Raw genomic sequence first — 15,353 nt, forward strand, 5'->3', positions numbered from 1 at the left:
TCCGCATACTGGATGTATTCGGGCGTTCCGACAACGCAGCGAGGTGCCGTAGCTGTCGTCGTGCGCCCGCCACGGATTACGGGACAGCCCTTAGGTCGGTTTTCTACAAGACCGGGGCGGGGCGCGGCAGCAATACTCAGGCCAAGGGAATCCGCGGAAAGGGAATCTCCGAGAAGAGAATCCGTGAAAGGGAATCCCCGTTCTGTCCCGGTCGGTCAAAGGAGTTGGACATGCTCAAGAGGCTCGAAACAATGGGTGCGCGGATGCTCGAGCGGCTGGTGCCGAGCGCCGACGCCTCGGCCGCGTCGGCGGCCTGCGGCTGGAAGTACTTCGCGCAGTGCATGGAGTGCAACTACGGCCCGTGCCGCGGCTACTGCTGCGACGGCTCCGGCTGCTCCGAGGTCCGGTGCTCGTAGCGGACCCCCGGACTGTGCCGTCGCGGCGATCGTGACGGCATGTCCACCTCCGCGCGGCTCTCCCGCGCGTGTCGCCCGGTGGCGGTGCGTCCGCCACCGGGCTCGGCGGCTCCTCGCGAACCGCTGTGGCGAAGGGGCCGCCCCCGAGCTTCCGTCCGGACCCCGAGGAGTACGCGGTGCTGTATCTGGCGCTGGGAATACGCTGTCTGATCGGCGGCGTGTTCCTGGTCTCCTTCCTCACAAAGATCAGCGGGCGCACGGCATTCGACCAGTTCACCGCGTCGGTGCACGGTATGAGGGTGCTGCCGGCCGCGCTCGTGCGGCCGGTGGCGGCGTCCGTCGTGGCGGCCGAGTTCGCGGTCTGCGCGCTGCTCGCCACCCCGGTGCGGCCGGCGGCGCCGGCCGGACTGCTGATCGCCGCCGGGCTGCTGGCGGCGTTCACGATCGGCATCGCCCGTGCGGTGAACCGCGGTGCGCGGGAACCCTGCCGGTGCTTCGGCGCCTCCCGGGTTCCGCTCGGCCCCCGGCACCTGGCCCGCAACGCCGTACTCACGCTGTGCGCCGTGCTCGGTGCGGCGGCCGGCCTCGGCACCGGTCCTGTGCACGCGGCCGGGGTGAGTGTGGCCGTGGCCGCCGGTCTGCTGCTGGCCTGGCTGGTGATCGCTTCCGACACCATTCTCGACCTCTTCCAGCCCCTCCCCAAGAACGCGGGACACCGTATTCCTCCCGCCCCGAACGTCACGGAGACGTCATGGTTTTCCTGATCGCGGCAGTGGTCCTCGTAGGCCTGGTGGCCCTGGCGGACCTGATTCTCACCCTCGGCGTGGTCAAGCGACTGCGCGAGCACACCGAAATGCTGGCGGGCGCCGGTGGAATGCCGGTCACCATCGCCGTCGGCGAGAAAGTCGGCGATTTCACCGCGGTCACGATCGACGGGGAAACGGTGAACTCCGACCGGGTGGAGCCGGATTCACTGGTGGCTTTCTTCTCGCCCACCTGTCAGCCGTGCAAGGAGAAGCTGCCGAAGTTCGTCGCGCACGCGCGGACGCTGCCCGGCGGGCGGGACCAGGTCCTGGCCGTCGTGGTGGGCGGTATCGACGAGGCCTCGGATTTCACCACCCAGCTCTCCCCGGTGGCACGGGTGCTGGTCGAGGACCGCGAAGGTCCGCTGCACACCGCCTTCCAGACCGCCGCGTACCCGACGCTGCTCCGGGTGTCGGCCCATGACGACGGCGGGCTCATGGTCGCCGCCAACGAGGTACGGCTGGACCACCCGGCCGTGGCACTGGCATGAGCGAGGCCCGCCCCGGCCCCCTGGTCCGGCGTGTTCTCGCGGCGTGTTCCCTCGCCGTCGCGGCGGCGCCCGGCACCCTGGCGCTGTACACCGTGCTGTCGCTGGCCGCGGGTGGACTGCCGGTGGCGACCGCCTGGTTGACCAAGGAGCTCCTGGACGGCCTGGTCGGCGACGCGGCGACGGAGACCCTGATCGCGGTGGGCGCCGGACTCGCGGGCATGGGAGTCATGGCCGCCGTGGTCCCCCAGCTGACGCAGTACCTGAGGTCCGAGATGGACCGCGAGGCGGGCCTGCTCGCCCAGGACCGGCTGTTCAGAGCGGTGGACGGACTGGCCGGCCTCGGCCGCTTCGAGGATCCGCGGTTCCTGGACCATCTGCGGATCGCCCAGCAAGCGGGCAGGACGAGCCCCAACCAGACCGTGGACGGCCTTCTGGGAGTGGCACGTTCGGTGATCACGCTCTCCGGATTCACGGCTTCGCTGCTCCTGCTCAGCCCCCTCATGGCCGTACTGGTCCTGCTGTCCGGCATGCCGACGCTCGCGGCCGAGATCGCGCTGTCGCGCCGCCGGGCGCGCGTGTTCTGGGACATCGGGCCCTCGGAGCGGCGGGAGTTCTTCTACACCTCGCTGCTGTCCAGCGTGGAGGCCGCGAAAGAGATCCGGCTGTTCGGCACCGGCGCCTTTCTGCGCGGACGCATGCTCACCGAACGCCGGGCGTCGAACGCCGCGAAGCGCGGGCTGGACCGGCGCGAGCTGGTCACACAGGCCGGACTCGGCTTCCTCACCGCCCTGCTCGCGGGAGGCGGCCTGCTGTGGGCGGTGCACGCCGCACGGACCGGGACGCTCACCATCGGCGGCATCGTGATCCTCATCGCCGCGATCGGCGGCGTGCAGACCGGCCTCGCCGGCCTCGCGCATGAGGCCGCCCGCTCGCACCAGGCACTGCTGATGTTCCATCACTACGTCGTCGTCACCACGGCGGGCCCGGACTTCACGGCGCCCACGTCACCGCGACCCCTGCCCGCCCTGCGCGACGGCCTGACCCTGCGCGACGTATGGTTCCGCTACTCCGACAGTCACCCGTGGGTACTGCGCGGCGTCGATCTGCACATCCCGCACGGCAAGGCCATGGCGCTCGTAGGGCTCAACGGAGCCGGTAAGTCCACGCTGGTCAAACTCATCTGCCGCCTCTACGACCCCACCCGAGGCGCGATCCTCTGGGACGGCGTGGACATCCGGCACACCGACGTCAAGGAGATACGGGAGCGCATCAGTGTCGTCTTCCAGGACTACATGGAATACGACATGACGGCCGCCGAGAACATCGCCCTCGGTGACCTGGCGGCCCTCTCCGACACCGGACGCGTACACACGGCGGCGCGAAGAGCCGGAATCCACGACACGGTGGCCGCACTCCCGCGCGGTTACGACACGCTCCTGTCGCGCATGTTCTTCATGGAGACGACCGAGACCCGCCCCCAGTCCGATTCCGATTCCGATTCAGACTCCGACTCGGACTCCGGAGCGGGCGTCGTGCTGTCGGGCGGCCAGTGGCAACGGCTCGCCCTCGCCCGCGCGCTCCTTCGTGACCGGCGCGAGCTGATGATCCTCGACGAACCCTCCGCCGGTCTCGACGCCGAGGCCGAGCAGGAGATCCACACCGCGCTGAGGCGGTACCGCGCGGGACGGACCAGCCTGCTCATCTCGCACCGGCTCAGCGCCGTACGCGAGGCCGACACCATCGTCGTCCTGCGCGAAGGCCGGATCGTCGAGCAGGGCGGCCATACGGCCCTGATGGCGGCGCGGGGTGAGTACGCGCATCTCTTCACGCTGCAGGCGTCCGGCTACCAATTCGCCGCCCCCGCCGAGCTTCCGGCCCCGGCGGCGACGCCATGACCGCCGCCTTTCCGCGGGCGCGGGCGTCCCGCCCGGCCGGCCAGCTCCTGCCACTCGCCGCGGCCGCGCTCGGCGCCGGCGCGGTGCTCCACGCTCTGCTGAGACGCCGCCTGGTCGTGGTGACCGTCCGCGGGGCCAGCATGGAGCCGGTCTACCACGACGGCGACCGCGTCCTCGTCCACCGGCAGCCGCTGCTCGTACCGGGAGAGGTCGTTGTGGTGGAACGCCCCGTGGCGGACGCCACGCGATTCGTTCCGCCCCCGCCGCTCCCGAAGTCCTCCGGCGCGGTCGCCGGCCGCCACTGGATGATCAAACGCATCGCCGCGGTCCCGGGCACCCCGGTCCCCGGGACCGGCTTCCCGGCCCTGGCCGGTACCGGCGGCCGGCTGATCCCGCCGGGCAGACTGATCCTGACCGGCGACAACGCGGCCAAGAGCCTCGACTCCCGGCAGCTGGGCTTCTTCCCCACGGACCGCGTGCTGGGAACCGTCGTGCGGCGCCTCCCGCCGTCCACGAGGGCGTCCTGACCGGGCGGGGGGAGGGTTACGCGCCGGCGGGGCGGGCGCGCACGTGCATGCGTTCGCCCTGCCGTCCGAACAGGCTGAGGAATTCGACCGGCTCCGGTCCCGCGCCGGCCCAGGCGTGCGGGGTGCGGGTGTCGAACTCGGCGACTTCCCCGGGGGTGAGGACGAGGTCGTGCTCGCCCAGGACCAGCCGCAGCCGGCCGGCCAGGACGTAGAGCCACTCGTAGCCCTCGTGCACCCGCTGCTCCAGCTCCCCGGATCCCCCCTGTCCGCCGGGGATGATCTGCTTGTAGGCGTGCAGCCCGCCGAGGTGGCGGGTCAGGGGCATGAACGTCATTCCGTGGCGGGTGAAGGGGCGCAGATGGACGCGTGGGTCGCCGGTCGCCGGCGCGTCCACCAGTTCGTCCAGCTGCACGCCGTACGCCTTCGCCAGGGGCAGGAGCAGCTCCAGGGTGGGTTTGCGCCGGCCGGACTCCAGACGCGAGAGCGTGCTGAGGGAGATCCCGGTCGCTTCGCTCAGCTGGGCAAGGGTGCTGCCGCGATCCCGGCGCAGGGCCCGCAGGCGCGGGCCCACGGCGGTCAGGACGCTCGAGAAGTCATCGTCTGCCATCCCTCCATTTGCCGTCCCGGCAAGAAGCTTTGTCAAACGGTTCCGTGCGGCCGCACCATCGTCCGACCTGACGAGACGAAAGAGGCCACGCACCCATGACCGACGACACCGCCACCGAAGAGCAGTTCTGGGACAGCCGTTACGGGGAGAGCGACCGGATCTGGAGCGGGAACCCCAACACCGTCCTGGTCCGTGAGATCACCGGCCTGGAGCCCGGCAGCGCCCTGGACCTGGGGTGCGGTGAGGGAGCCGACGCGATCTGGCTCGCACAGCGGGGATGGCGTGTCACCGCCACCGACATCTCAGGCGTCGCCCTCGACCGTGCGGCCCGGCACGCGGCGGCCGAGGGCGTCGCCGACCGTATCGACTGGCAACGGCACGACCTCGGTACGTCCTTCCCCGCCGGCACCTTCGCTCTCGTCTCCGCCCAGTTCCTGCACTCCCCGGGCGACATGCCGCGCGAGAAGATCCTGCGGGCCGCCGCCTCGGCCGTCGCGCCGGGCGGGGTACTCCTCGTCGTCGGACACGCGGGGTACCCCTCCTGGGAGCCGAATCCCCATCCCCGCGTGCACCTCCCCACGCCGGAAGAGGTCCTCGCATCGCTGGAACTCCCGGACGGGCAGTGGGACGTGCTGCTCAGCGATGAACACCAGCGCAGCCAGACGGGCCCCGACGGCCGGCCGACGACCCGGACGGACAACGCCCTCAAGATCAGGCGGCGCTGAAGCAGGCCATGGACGCGGCGGCCGCGCCGAGACACCTCGGCCGCCGCGGTGCGGTCGCCGGACCTGCCCCACGGCTTGACAGTTCTCCGATGCGCGTTCGAGGATGCGCGAGTGAACCTGTCAGACAGCCAGACAGCTGGTGATGTGCCCAGGCGGATCAGCGCGCTGGAGGCCGTACTGGGCCATCTGCGCGGCGCCATCGAGCGGAGCGAGTACGAGGTGGGGGAGAAGCTGCCCTCCGAGGCGGAGCTCTGCCGCCGCCTGGAGGTGAGCAGGCCCGTGCTCCGTGAGGCGCTGCGCGCTCTGCAGACGATGGGGCTCACCGTCTCGCGCACCGGCAAGGGCACCTTCGTCGTCTCCAACGGACCGGTGGAGGATCCGACCTTCGGCGACTACTCGGCGAGCGACCTCCTCGAGGTGCGCCGGCACGTGGAGATCCCGGTGGCCGGGTACGCGGCCGTGCGCCGTACCCCCGAGGACCTCGACCACCTCGCACACCTGCTGGAGCGGATGGAGCGGGAGACCGACACCACCGCGTGGGTGGCGATGGACACCGTCTTCCATCTCGCCGTCGCCCAGGCGGCCCAGAACCCGGTCTTCCGCAGAGTCATCGAGGAGATCCGTGACGCGCTGGCCCGCCAGTCGGCGTTCCTCAACGAACTCGGCGGACGGCGCGAGCAGTCGAACCGGGAGCACCGGGCGATCGTCGACGCGCTCGTCGACCGTTCCGAGCAGGAGGCCGTGGCGGCCATGACCCACCATCTCGCGCGCGTCGAGTCGACCCTGACCACCATCGTGCGGTCCCCCCATCACACGGATTCCCGCACGGATTCCCGCACGGAAGACGGAGACCAGGCGTGAGCCACCCCACCACGCCGCGCCCCACCCCGAGGGAGCGGCCCGCCGTCCGCGAACCCGCCCATGTCCCCCTTGCCCATGTCGTGCGCGGAGGTGTCATCGAGGGCGTGCACTACGGCTCGGTCGTCGTGCTGGCCGCGGACGGCAGTGTGAAATTCCGCGCGGGCGACATCGAGGCCGCGTTCTACCCGCGCTCCGCGCTGAAGCCCCTCCAGGCGGTCGGCCTGCTGCGCGCGGGACTTCCGCCGCTGGACGCCGAGGCACTGGCGCTCGCCGCGGCCAGCCACTCCGGTGAGGCACGGCACCTGGCCACCGCCCTGCGCATCCTGCACACCGCCGGGCTGACCGAGCACGACCTGCGCAATGTCCCGGATCTGCCGTACGAACCGGAGCTGCGCGAGGAGTGGATCCGCAGTGGCCTCGGACCCACCCGGCTCGCCCAGAACTGCTCGGGCAAGCACGCCGCCATGCTGATGACCGCGCGGGCCAGGCGCTGGCCGCTGGAGAGCTACCTCGACCCCGGGCATCCGCTGCAGCAGGTGCTCGCGTCGACCGTGGAGGACCTCACAGGACAGCGCATCGCCCGGGTGACGGTCGACGGATGTGGCGCGCCGCTGTTCTCCGTATCCCTGCAGGGCCTCACCCGGGCCGCCGCCCGGCTCGCGACGGCCGCGTCCGACACGCACGAGGGCCGGGTCGCGCACGCCATGCGTGAGCACCCCGAGATGGTCTCCGGCAGCGGGCGGGACGTCGCCCGGCTGATGCGCGCGGTGCCGGGCCTCCTCGCCAAGGACGGATTCGAAGGTGTGCAGATCGCGGCGCTGCCGGACGGGCGGGCCGTCGGCGTGAAGATAGCCGACGGCGCCGACCGCGCCCGGATGCCGGTGACGGCGGCGGCCCTCGCGCTCTGCGGAGTCGACCCGAAGAGCCTGGCCGGATTCGAACGTACGCCGGTCACCGGGGGCGGGGTGACAGTCGGGAGCCTGCGGGCGGCGGGCGCGCTGGCCCCCTTCTTCGCCGAGCTCGCCCCATCCGCACGTCCGTCCGCCCGGCCCGCCCCGGCGGTCTCGCCCGTGGCGTGACGCCGCTCCGTATCCGCGCGCCGGCGACTCCCACCGCCTGACGAAGGGACACCCGCGCCATGGCCGCCGGCCTCCGCCGCGAACACGACCTGCTCGGCGAGCGCGACATACCCGCCGACGTGTACTGGGGGGTCCACACCCTGCGCGCCTCGGAGAACTTCCCCATCACCGGTACGGCGATAGCCGCGTACCCGCATCTGATCAACGCGCTCGCGGCCGTCAAGGAAGCGGCGGCCCGCGCCAACGAAGACCTCGGGCTGCTCACCCCGGAGAAGGCCGGCGCCATCGCCGCCGCCTGCCGGGAGATCCGGGAAGACGGGCTTTTGCATGACCAGTTCGTCGTCGACGTAATCCATGGCGGCGCCGGTACGTCGACCAATATGAATGCCAACGAGGTCATCGCCAACAGGGCGTTGGAGATTCTGGGCCATGGCAAGGGCGACTACGGCCACCTGCATCCGCATGAGGACGTCAACCTCGGACAGTCGACGAATGACGTCTACCCGACCGCCGTCAACGTCGCCACGATCATCGCCGTACATGAACTGCTCGACGCGATGGCGATCCTGCGCGAGGCATTCGCCGCCAAGGCTGAGGAGTTCTGCGACATCCTCAAGATGGGGCGCACCCAGCTTCAGGACGCGGTGCCCATGACGCTGGGTCAGGAGTTCTCCGCGTACGTGGTGATGCTGGAGGAGGACCGGAGCCGCCTGGCCGAGGCCGTGCTGCTCGTACACGAGATCAACCTCGGCGCGACCGCTGTCGGTACCGGCCTCAACGCCCCCCAGGGGTACGCCGAAGCCGCCCGGGGCCATCTCGCCGCCCTGACCGGCCTGCCCCTGGTCACCGCGGCGAACCCGGTCGAGGCGACCCAGGACTGCGGGGCCTTCGTCCATCTGTCCGGCGTGCTCAAGCGCATCGCGGTCAAGCTCTCCAAGACCTGCAACGACCTGCGCCTGCTCTCCTCCGGCCCGCGCGCGGGCTTCGCGGAGATCAATCTGCCGCCGGTCCAGGCGGGTTCCGGCATCGTGCCGGGGAAGGTCAACCCGGTGATCCCCGAGGTCGTCAACCAGGTGGCCTTCGAGGTGATCGGCAACGATGTCACGATCACCATGGCCGCCGAGGCCGGGCAGTTGCGGCTCAACGCCTTCGAGCCGATCATCCTGCACTCCCTCTCGGAGAGCATCACCCATTTGCGGGCCGCCTGCCTCACTCTCGCGGAGCGCTGCGTATCCGGTATCACCGCCAACGCTGGTCCATTCGGGGCGACACGCTCGTAGTCAATAACCAGTAACACGATAGCTGAGCCCTTACGCTGTGTTCTTTAATTCCTGAGAACACGTACGCGAGTTCACTCGAATGCGACGCACGGGAATATTTTGTATCGGCTACGTTGTGGATCAGCCTCCTCCCGCGAGCATCTCCATGGCATTTCATGGCCAATGGAAATCGCTGGGGCGCTTGCTGGGAAGAGACTTCGCGGTTCGATGAGAGCCGCACAATTCCACCGTTCCCCACGGGAGTAAGCCCTCAATGAAACCGAACACCCTTTGCGCGGCTCAATGGCGCATCCTTTCCAGCTGGTTCGCGGCGATCGTGTTGATCGCCGCTGCCGCGGTCGCGGTGACTCCGGCACGGGCGCAGGCCATCGGCACAGCCGTACCTCTCGGTACCGCGTCCACTTTCGCGGTTCTTGGTGGTCAGTCAGTTACCAACACCGGCCCCTCCGTGGTCACGGGTGACCTTGGAGTAAGTCCGGGAACGTCGATCACCGGGTTCCCGCCGGGCATCGTCAACGGAGCTGTTCACCCCACGGACGCGGTCGCTCTCCAGGCGCAGACCGACCTCACCACGGCGTACAACAACGCCGCCGGCCAGGCCCCCGACAGCAGCATCGCCGGGGACCTCGGTGGGCTCACCCTGGTACCGGGCGTCTACAACGCCTCGTCATCCATCGGGCTCACGGGGACGCTCACTCTGGACGCCCAGGGCGACCCCAACGCGGTCTGGATCTTCCAGGTCGGATCGACCCTCACCACGGCGAGCGCCAGCCAGGTGCTCCTGATCAACGGGGCTTCGCCCTGCAATGTGTTCTGGCAGATCGGCAGCTCCGCCACGCTCGGCACGAACAGCAACTTCGTGGGCAACATCCTGGCGCTGACGTCGATCACGCTGAACACGGGCGCGACGGTCAATGGGCGGGCGCTCGCCCGTAATGGCTCGGTGACGATGGACACCAACGTCATCAGCCGCGGCGCGTGTGGCACCGTCACCACCGGTGGCACGACCAGCGCGACGACCACGGGCACGACCGGTGCCACGACCACCACGGGTACCACCACCGGTGTGACCACGGGCACGACCACAGGTGTGACCACGGGCACGACCACGGGCGTCATCGGCGGAATCACCTCGGGCGGCATCATCACCGGTGGTACGACGACTGCCGGCACCACCGGCGCCACGACGACTGCCGGCACCACCGGTGGTACGACGACCGGCGGCTCCACCGGTGCCACGACGACCGGCGGTACGGCGACGGGTGGCACCACCGGCGCGACGACGACCGGCGGTACGGCGACGGGCGGGACCACCGGCTCCACGACGACCGGTGGCACCACCGGCGGCGGTCGGCCCCCGCACGGTCGCTGTGACCACGGCAAGAAGCACGGCAAGCACCACGGCAAGAAGCACGGCAAGCACCATGGCAAGAAGCACGAGAAGAAGCACGGAAAGGACCACGGCAACAAGGGCGGTTACGGCAAGGACGACGGCTACGGCGGCGACTACCGCGCCATGCAGGCCACCTTCGTCCCCTGCAAGGCCGGGTACTGAATCACCGGCGTGTCGCAAGCAGTGTGAGTAGCTGAAGCGACCGGATCGATACAGCTGGAATCGATACAGCTGGAACAGGCGGCGCGCGGCGGATCTCGTGGAGATCGCCGCGCGTCGCCCTGTTGGTTCAGATACCGGGCGGGGCGAGCCGGGTGTAGGGGACGCCCGCGCTGGTGCCGCCGGGGGCGGTGACCGTGACATTGACCGTGCCGGCGGCGCCGGCCGGAACGGTGGCCGTCAGCTGGGTGTCGGAGATCACGGTGAATCCGGCGAACACGCCCCCGAACTGCACCGTGGTGACACCGGTCAGGTTCGTACCGGTGAGGGTGACCGTGTTGCCGCCCGACAACGGCCCCTGGTTGGGAGCCACGCTGCTGACGGTCGGGGCGCCCACGTATGTGTACGCCACGCCGTTGCTCGGGCCGCCCGGGGTGGTGACGGTGACCGCGACCGTGCCGCCGGCTCCGGCGGGAGCGACCGCGTTGATCTGCGTGTCGGAGACGACGGTGAAGCTGGTGGCCGCCGTGGCGCCGAAGAGCACCGCGGTGGTCCCGAGGAGATTCGTCCCCGTCAGTGTCACGGAGGTGCCGCCGGCGACAGCTCCAGAACCGGGAGTGGCGGCGGTGAGGGTGGGTGGGGCGACGTAGAAGTAGAAGACAGTGCCGGCAGTGGTCCCACCCGGTGTGGTGACGGTGACAGGAACCCCACCGGGGCTCCCGCTGGGAACCACCGCGGTGATCTGCGTCGCGGAGACGACCGTGAACGAGGTCGCCGCGTGCCCACCGAAGGAAACGGCGGTGGCGCCGGTGAGATTGGTCCCGGTCAGGGTGACCGTGTTCGTCCCCGCGAGTGGTCCCTGGCTGGGCACGACGCCGCTGAGTGTCGGGACGTTGACGTAGCTGTAGGGGACGCCGTTGCTGGTGCCGCCCGGGGTGACGACCGTGACATTGACCGTGCCGGCCGGGCCCGCCGGGGCGTACGCGGTGATCTGAGTCGGGGAGACCGTGATGAAGCCCGCGTTCGTGGTGCCGAAGCGAACCGCGGTCGCCCCGGTGAAACCGCTGCCGCTCACCGTGACGGTGTTCCCGCCGGCGACCGGCCCCTGGTTGGGGACCACGCTGGTGATCACCGCGGTGGCCGTCGCATAGGTGAAGTTGATGCCGTTGCTGGTGCCCCCGGAGGTGGTCACCACGATCTGTACGGTTCCCGCGCCGGCCGGCGCGACCGCGGTGATCTGGGTCGCGGAGACCACGTTGAAGGACGTCGCGGGTACGCCACCGAAGGTGACCGAGGTCGCGCCGGTGAATCCGGTACCCGTCAGCGTGACCGTGGTCCCGGCGATCCCCGAAAAGGGGGTGCTCACGGTGATCACGGGTGCGGCCAGCGCGGCCGACGGGTGGGCAGCTTGAGGAAGTGGGCTGCCGGGGGTCTCCATGGCCATTCTCCTGTCCAGGGGGATCGTGGGTCGGGGCGCGGCCCGAACTCCGAGCCGGGCGGCGGTGGTCGATTGATGGCTGGCCCGCCCGGCCGGGGGGACGCGGCCCCGGCCGGGCGGACGTTTGTGCGGTCCGGCAGTTGAGTGCCGGGCGTGGATCAGATGCCAGGACCCGCGGCGTAGGTGAAGGCGCCCGCGTCCGTGGCGGTGCCCGCGGGGTTGGTGAGGGTGACGTCGACCGCGCCGGCGGTTCCGGGCGGGGTGACGGCGGACACCGTGGTCGCGTTGATGACCGAGAACGGTGCCGGAGCGCCGTCGAAGGTCACCTGGTTGGTGGAGGTGAGGTTGGTGCCGGTGATGGTCACCGCGGTACCGCCCGAGGTCGGACCGGACGTGGGAGCGAGCGCGACGATGGTGGGCGCGTCGATATAGGTGTACGACAGGCCGTTGTTGGTGCCCCCGGCGGTGGTCACACTGACTCCCACCGGTCCGGCCGCCGCGCCCGCGGGAACGACGGCAGTGATCTGGCTGTCCGACACCACGGTGGGAGTCACCGTGTTGGCACCGAACGACACACCGGTCGCGGTGGACAGGCCCGTGCCGCTGATGGTGACGGTGTTACCGCCCGCGGTGGCGCCCGAGGTGTCGCTCAGACCGGACTTGAACGGCGCGCCGACGTAGAAGAACGAGATCGGGTTGCTGGTTCCGCCCGGGGTGGTCACCGTTACCCCGACGGTGCCGGAGCCCGCGGGTGAGACCGCGGTGACCTGCGTCGGCGAGACGTTGGTGACGGCGGTGGCCGGGTTGGAGCCGAACTTCACCGCGGTGGTGCCGGAGAGGTTGGTGCCGGTGATGGTGACGGTTGTACCGCCCCCGGTGGATCCCTGGTTCGGAGAGATAGGCATGGTGCTCCTCCTGAGTGAACTACGCGCATGAAAGTGGTTGTTGGCTCCGGTTGGGGGTGCGGGCCGGCCATCGGACTACTGCCGCCGCACTCGGAACGTCGGGGCCGGGTGGGATGCCGAACTCGCCCCGTGGAGGGGGATTTCCGCATCGCGGGTTCTGAACTGCCGGCCGGAGAAGACCTCTTGGGGGTAGCGACGGTGTCGACGAGTGCGGACTCGTCCACAGTCGGCTGCCGCACGGGGTCGTGGACCGTGGCCGCCAGAGTCGTGCCGTGTACGCGGACAGGACCACGTACCGCTCATGTGCAGAAGGTGGGAAATCGCCGCCGGCACGAGCCCGGAACGGGGCGTTGGCTGGTCGGACCCACGTGCGCTGCGGCGCGCAGGGCGACGCAACGACAGAATTGGTTTCAGTGTCTTGTGCGCGCTAGGGGGCTCTTCGCGAGTAGCCCGAATGCCGCGCTTCCCCGAAGTGGGCTGGGCTTCCCACCGGTTCGGATCTCAGTGACCCATACCAGTGGAATATGGCGCAAGCATCTTGACGGAGAGTCACCTGAATGGCGGAGCGCATGGCGGCGTGCCGGTCACTCAAGAAGTCCGCGCCCCCCAGCGCCCCAAGGCCGGGCTGTGACGTTCAGCGATCCGCGGCCGTCCCGGCGGCGTCCTCGGCGAGGAGACCGGCTATGAGACCGGCGAACTCGTCGGGCGTGGCGGTCCGGATGCCCAGGTCTTCGGCCTTGGCCCGCTTGGATCCGGCGTTCTCCCCGGCGACGACCAGGGTGGTGCGCTTGGAGACACTGGAGGAGGACTTCCCACCGGCCCGCTCGATGAGCTCGTTCATCTGATTCCGGGACAGTTCCGCCAGGGGCCCGGTCATCGCGCCGGTGACCACGACGGTCATGCCGTCCAGCGGCCCGCCGGCGGAGGCGCCTTCGGGGCTGTTCTCCTGCGTCGCGGGCGGCTCGGTGGCGCCCGGCTCGGTCATGTTGACACCCGCGGCGACGAGCTTGTCGATCAGCGGGGCCAGTTCGGCGAGTTCGGCCACGATCACCGGTGCCTTCTCCGGACCGATGCCCTCGACGCGCCGGATCGCTTCGGCGTCGGCCGTTCTGACCCGGTCCATGGTGGCGAAGTGACGGGCGAGACGGCGGGACATGGAGCGCCCGGTGCCCCGGACACCGAGCGCCGCCAGGACCCGGGACAGCGGCTTCCTCTTCGCCCCTTCGATGGCCGCGAGGAGGTTGTCGGTACTGGTCTCGCCCATCCGCTCCAGGGCGAGGAGCCGCTCGCGCCGTACGGTGAACAGATCGGCGAAGTCCGTCACCAGCCCGGCGTCGACGAGCTGGACGACGCGGGTGGTGCCGAGGCCTTCGATGTCGAGCTGGTCGCGGCCGACCGCGTACGAGATGGACGCCACCACGCGGCAGTCGCGGCCGCGGACACAGCGCCAGCGCTGCTCGCCGCCGTCGATGCCGGATCCGCACCGAGGACAGCTCTCGGGGAAGACGACCGGACGCTCGTCCCCGGTCCGCAGGTGGGCGACGGGCGCTTCGATACGGGGGATGATGTCGCCGGCCTTGTGGACCATCACCTGGTCACCGATCCGCAGATCGCGGCGGGTGATGTCCGCCGGGTTGTGCAGCGTGGCGTAGGTGACGGTGGATCCGTCGATCTCCACCGGTTCCAGAACGGCGCGCGGCGCGATGATCCCGGTGCGGCCGACATTCCACTCCACGTCCAGCAGGCGGGTCATCTTCTCGACCGCGGGAAGCTTGTACGCGATGGCCCACCGCGGCGCCCGTGATCCCGACCCCGCCGCGCGCTGGTCCTCGGCCCGGTCGGCCTTGATGACGATGCCGTCGATCCCGAACGGCAGTCCGGCGCGCAGCCCCGCGATCTCCGCCACCCGTTCCAGGACCTCGGCCGTCGTGGTCACCGCGCGGGGCGGGACCGCGGTCGCGGCGGCGGTGTGGACGCCCAGACCGGCCACATGGGCGAGCACCTGGCTGTGCGGCAGGCGCCGGAGCTCCTCGGCGAGCCGGCCGGAGGAGGGCAGGGGCAGCGCCCCGTAGCAGTAGAAGGTGGTCTCCACCGTGTACGGGCGGTCCTTGGCCCGCAGCGTCCCGGCCGCACCGCTGCGGGGATTGGCGAACGGCGTGGCACCGTGCGCGGTACGCACCGTGTTCGCCCGCTCGAACTGCTCGTTCGTCATCAGGACTTCGCCGCGCACCTCCAGGGTGACCGGTTCCGCGAGCTGTCCCGGCAGGCCCACGACGGTGCCGACGGCGTGCGAGACGTCCTCGCCGGCGATGCCGTCCCCGCGGGTGATCAGCCGTATCAGCTTCCCGTTCTCGTAGCGCGCGGCGATGGCGAGACCGTCGAGCTTCGGCTCCACACTCCAGGCATCCACCGGGTGGCCCAGCCGGCGCTCCAGCGAGGCGGCCCACGCCGTGAACTGCTCGGCGGAGAACACGTTGTCCAACGACAGCATCGGGGCCGTGTGCGGCACATCGCCGACCGCGGCTCCGCCGGCGACCTTCCCGGTCGGCGAATGCGCCAGCACCTCGTCGGGATGCGCCTGCTCGTAGGCGGCGATCCCGCGGACCAGCCTGTCGTACGTGTCGTCGTCCAGGGCGCTGTCGCCGCCCGCGTAATACGCGGCGGCGGCCTTGGCGGCATCCTCCACCGCCTGGGCGTACACGGAGGCGTCGGTGACTGTGGCAGAAGTCGTCGTCATGCTGTTCATCCTGCCGCCGGCCACTGACAATCGAGCC

The 15,353-nt window shown here is 70.3% G+C and carries 14 protein-coding genes; 10 read left to right on the top strand and 4 right to left on the bottom strand.

What is annotated here, in order from left to right; genetic code table 11:
• Window positions 1–230 precede the first annotated feature (230 nt).
• The 5 genes from ACFVWW_RS26545 to ACFVWW_RS26565 all read left to right on the top strand — a co-directional run bounded on the left by ACFVWW_RS26545 (window position 231) and on the right by ACFVWW_RS26565 (window position 4,132).
• Entirely contained in the window at window positions 231–416 is a 186-nt protein-coding gene (locus tag ACFVWW_RS26545; RefSeq protein WP_384186824.1) for a hypothetical protein, read from the top strand.
• 68 nt (window positions 417–484) lie between these two features.
• The gene (locus tag ACFVWW_RS26550) at window positions 485–1,180 is read left to right on the top strand and encodes a MauE/DoxX family redox-associated membrane protein (protein WP_384186822.1); all 696 of its coding nucleotides are present in this window, start codon (window positions 485–487) and stop codon (window positions 1,178–1,180) included.
• Window positions 1,168–1,710 (top strand): redoxin domain-containing protein, encoded by a 543-nt coding sequence (locus ACFVWW_RS26555; protein WP_384330599.1) that lies wholly within the window; start codon window positions 1,168–1,170, stop codon window positions 1,708–1,710. Before ACFVWW_RS26550 ends, ACFVWW_RS26555 begins: the two co-directional genes overlap by 13 nt.
• Complete coding sequence (locus ACFVWW_RS26560) at window positions 1,707–3,605, top strand: ABC transporter ATP-binding protein (protein WP_386878053.1); 1,899 nt, start codon at window positions 1,707–1,709, stop codon at window positions 3,603–3,605. The genes ACFVWW_RS26555 and ACFVWW_RS26560 overlap by 4 nt, the downstream gene beginning before the upstream one ends.
• Window positions 3,602–4,132 carry a S26 family signal peptidase gene (locus ACFVWW_RS26565; protein WP_384330605.1) on the top strand — a complete coding sequence of 177 codons (531 nt, stop codon included), beginning with the start codon at window positions 3,602–3,604 and terminating at the stop codon, window positions 4,130–4,132. The genes ACFVWW_RS26560 and ACFVWW_RS26565 overlap by 4 nt, the downstream gene beginning before the upstream one ends.
• Before the next feature lie 16 nt (window positions 4,133–4,148).
• Here the strand turns inward: ACFVWW_RS26565 and ACFVWW_RS26570 are convergent, their stop codons facing one another.
• A complete protein-coding gene (locus ACFVWW_RS26570) occupies window positions 4,149–4,739 on the bottom strand; it encodes a helix-turn-helix domain-containing protein (protein ID WP_384186812.1) in 591 nt (196 codons plus the stop codon).
• 95 nt (window positions 4,740–4,834) lie between these two features.
• On the opposite strand from ACFVWW_RS26570, the gene ACFVWW_RS26575 reads away from it, so the two are divergent.
• The 5 genes from ACFVWW_RS26575 to ACFVWW_RS26595 all read left to right on the top strand — a co-directional run bounded on the left by ACFVWW_RS26575 (window position 4,835) and on the right by ACFVWW_RS26595 (window position 10,239).
• Window positions 4,835–5,464, top strand: a complete 630-nt coding sequence (locus ACFVWW_RS26575) for an SAM-dependent methyltransferase (protein WP_384330608.1) — start codon at window positions 4,835–4,837, stop codon at window positions 5,462–5,464.
• A gap of 111 nt (window positions 5,465–5,575) precedes the next feature.
• Window positions 5,576–6,325, top strand: coding sequence for a FadR/GntR family transcriptional regulator (locus tag ACFVWW_RS26580; protein WP_386878054.1), 750 nt, complete (start codon window positions 5,576–5,578; stop codon window positions 6,323–6,325).
• The gene (locus ACFVWW_RS26585) at window positions 6,322–7,404 is read left to right on the top strand and encodes an asparaginase (protein WP_384186805.1); all 1,083 of its coding nucleotides are present in this window, start codon (window positions 6,322–6,324) and stop codon (window positions 7,402–7,404) included. Before ACFVWW_RS26580 ends, ACFVWW_RS26585 begins: the two co-directional genes overlap by 4 nt.
• Before the next feature lie 59 nt (window positions 7,405–7,463).
• Window positions 7,464–8,684: an aspartate ammonia-lyase gene (locus ACFVWW_RS26590; protein WP_386878055.1), complete on the top strand. Its 1,221-nt coding sequence runs from the start codon at window positions 7,464–7,466 to the stop codon at window positions 8,682–8,684.
• Between the two features lie 253 nt (window positions 8,685–8,937).
• Window positions 8,938–10,239: an ice-binding family protein gene (locus ACFVWW_RS26595; RefSeq protein WP_384186799.1), complete on the top strand. Its 1,302-nt coding sequence runs from the start codon at window positions 8,938–8,940 to the stop codon at window positions 10,237–10,239.
• A gap of 127 nt (window positions 10,240–10,366) precedes the next feature.
• Here ACFVWW_RS26595 and ACFVWW_RS26600 read toward each other — a convergent pair whose 3' ends face one another.
• From ACFVWW_RS26600 to ligA, 3 genes are all read right to left on the bottom strand, one after another.
• Window positions 10,367–11,674: an IPT/TIG domain-containing protein gene (locus ACFVWW_RS26600; protein WP_384186797.1), complete on the bottom strand. Its 1,308-nt coding sequence runs from the start codon at window positions 11,672–11,674 to the stop codon at window positions 10,367–10,369.
• 158 nt (window positions 11,675–11,832) lie between these two features.
• The gene (locus tag ACFVWW_RS26605) at window positions 11,833–12,579 is read right to left on the bottom strand and encodes an IPT/TIG domain-containing protein (RefSeq protein ID WP_384186794.1); all 747 of its coding nucleotides are present in this window, start codon (window positions 12,577–12,579) and stop codon (window positions 11,833–11,835) included.
• Window positions 12,580–13,213: 634 nt separating this feature from the next.
• Window positions 13,214–15,325: an NAD-dependent DNA ligase LigA gene (gene ligA, locus ACFVWW_RS26610; protein WP_386878057.1), complete on the bottom strand. Its 2,112-nt coding sequence runs from the start codon at window positions 15,323–15,325 to the stop codon at window positions 13,214–13,216.
• Window positions 15,326–15,353: the final 28 nt, after the last annotated feature.

This window comes from Streptomyces sp. NPDC058198 (assembly GCF_042882605.1).
Lineage (GTDB): Bacteria > Actinomycetota > Actinomycetes > Streptomycetales > Streptomycetaceae > Streptomyces.

What these genes read in the sequence shown, in the direction of transcription:
- ACFVWW_RS26565 (WP_384330605.1), top strand. Translation starts at nt 3,602, where the DNA reads ATGACCGCCGCCTTTCCGCGGGCGCGGGCGTCCCGCCCGGCCGGCCAG.
- ACFVWW_RS26575 (WP_384330608.1), top strand. Translation starts at nt 4,835, where the DNA reads ATGACCGACGACACCGCCACCGAAGAGCAGTTCTGGGACAGCCGTTAC.
- ACFVWW_RS26600 (WP_384186797.1), bottom strand. Translation starts at nt 11,674, where the DNA reads ATGGAGACCCCCGGCAGCCCACTTCCTCAAGCTGCCCACCCGTCGGCC.
- ligA (WP_386878057.1), bottom strand. Translation starts at nt 15,325, where the DNA reads ATGAACAGCATGACGACGACTTCTGCCACAGTCACCGACGCCTCCGTG.
- ACFVWW_RS26560 (WP_386878053.1), top strand. Translation starts at nt 1,707, where the DNA reads ATGAGCGAGGCCCGCCCCGGCCCCCTGGTCCGGCGTGTTCTCGCGGCG.
- ACFVWW_RS26545 (WP_384186824.1), top strand. Translation starts at nt 231, where the DNA reads ATGCTCAAGAGGCTCGAAACAATGGGTGCGCGGATGCTCGAGCGGCTG.
- ACFVWW_RS26570 (WP_384186812.1), bottom strand. Translation starts at nt 4,739, where the DNA reads ATGGCAGACGATGACTTCTCGAGCGTCCTGACCGCCGTGGGCCCGCGC.
- ACFVWW_RS26590 (WP_386878055.1), top strand. Translation starts at nt 7,464, where the DNA reads ATGGCCGCCGGCCTCCGCCGCGAACACGACCTGCTCGGCGAGCGCGAC.
- ACFVWW_RS26605 (WP_384186794.1), bottom strand. Translation starts at nt 12,579, where the DNA reads ATGCCTATCTCTCCGAACCAGGGATCCACCGGGGGCGGTACAACCGTC.
- ACFVWW_RS26595 (WP_384186799.1), top strand. Translation starts at nt 8,938, where the DNA reads ATGAAACCGAACACCCTTTGCGCGGCTCAATGGCGCATCCTTTCCAGC.
- ACFVWW_RS26555 (WP_384330599.1), top strand. Translation starts at nt 1,168, where the DNA reads ATGGTTTTCCTGATCGCGGCAGTGGTCCTCGTAGGCCTGGTGGCCCTG.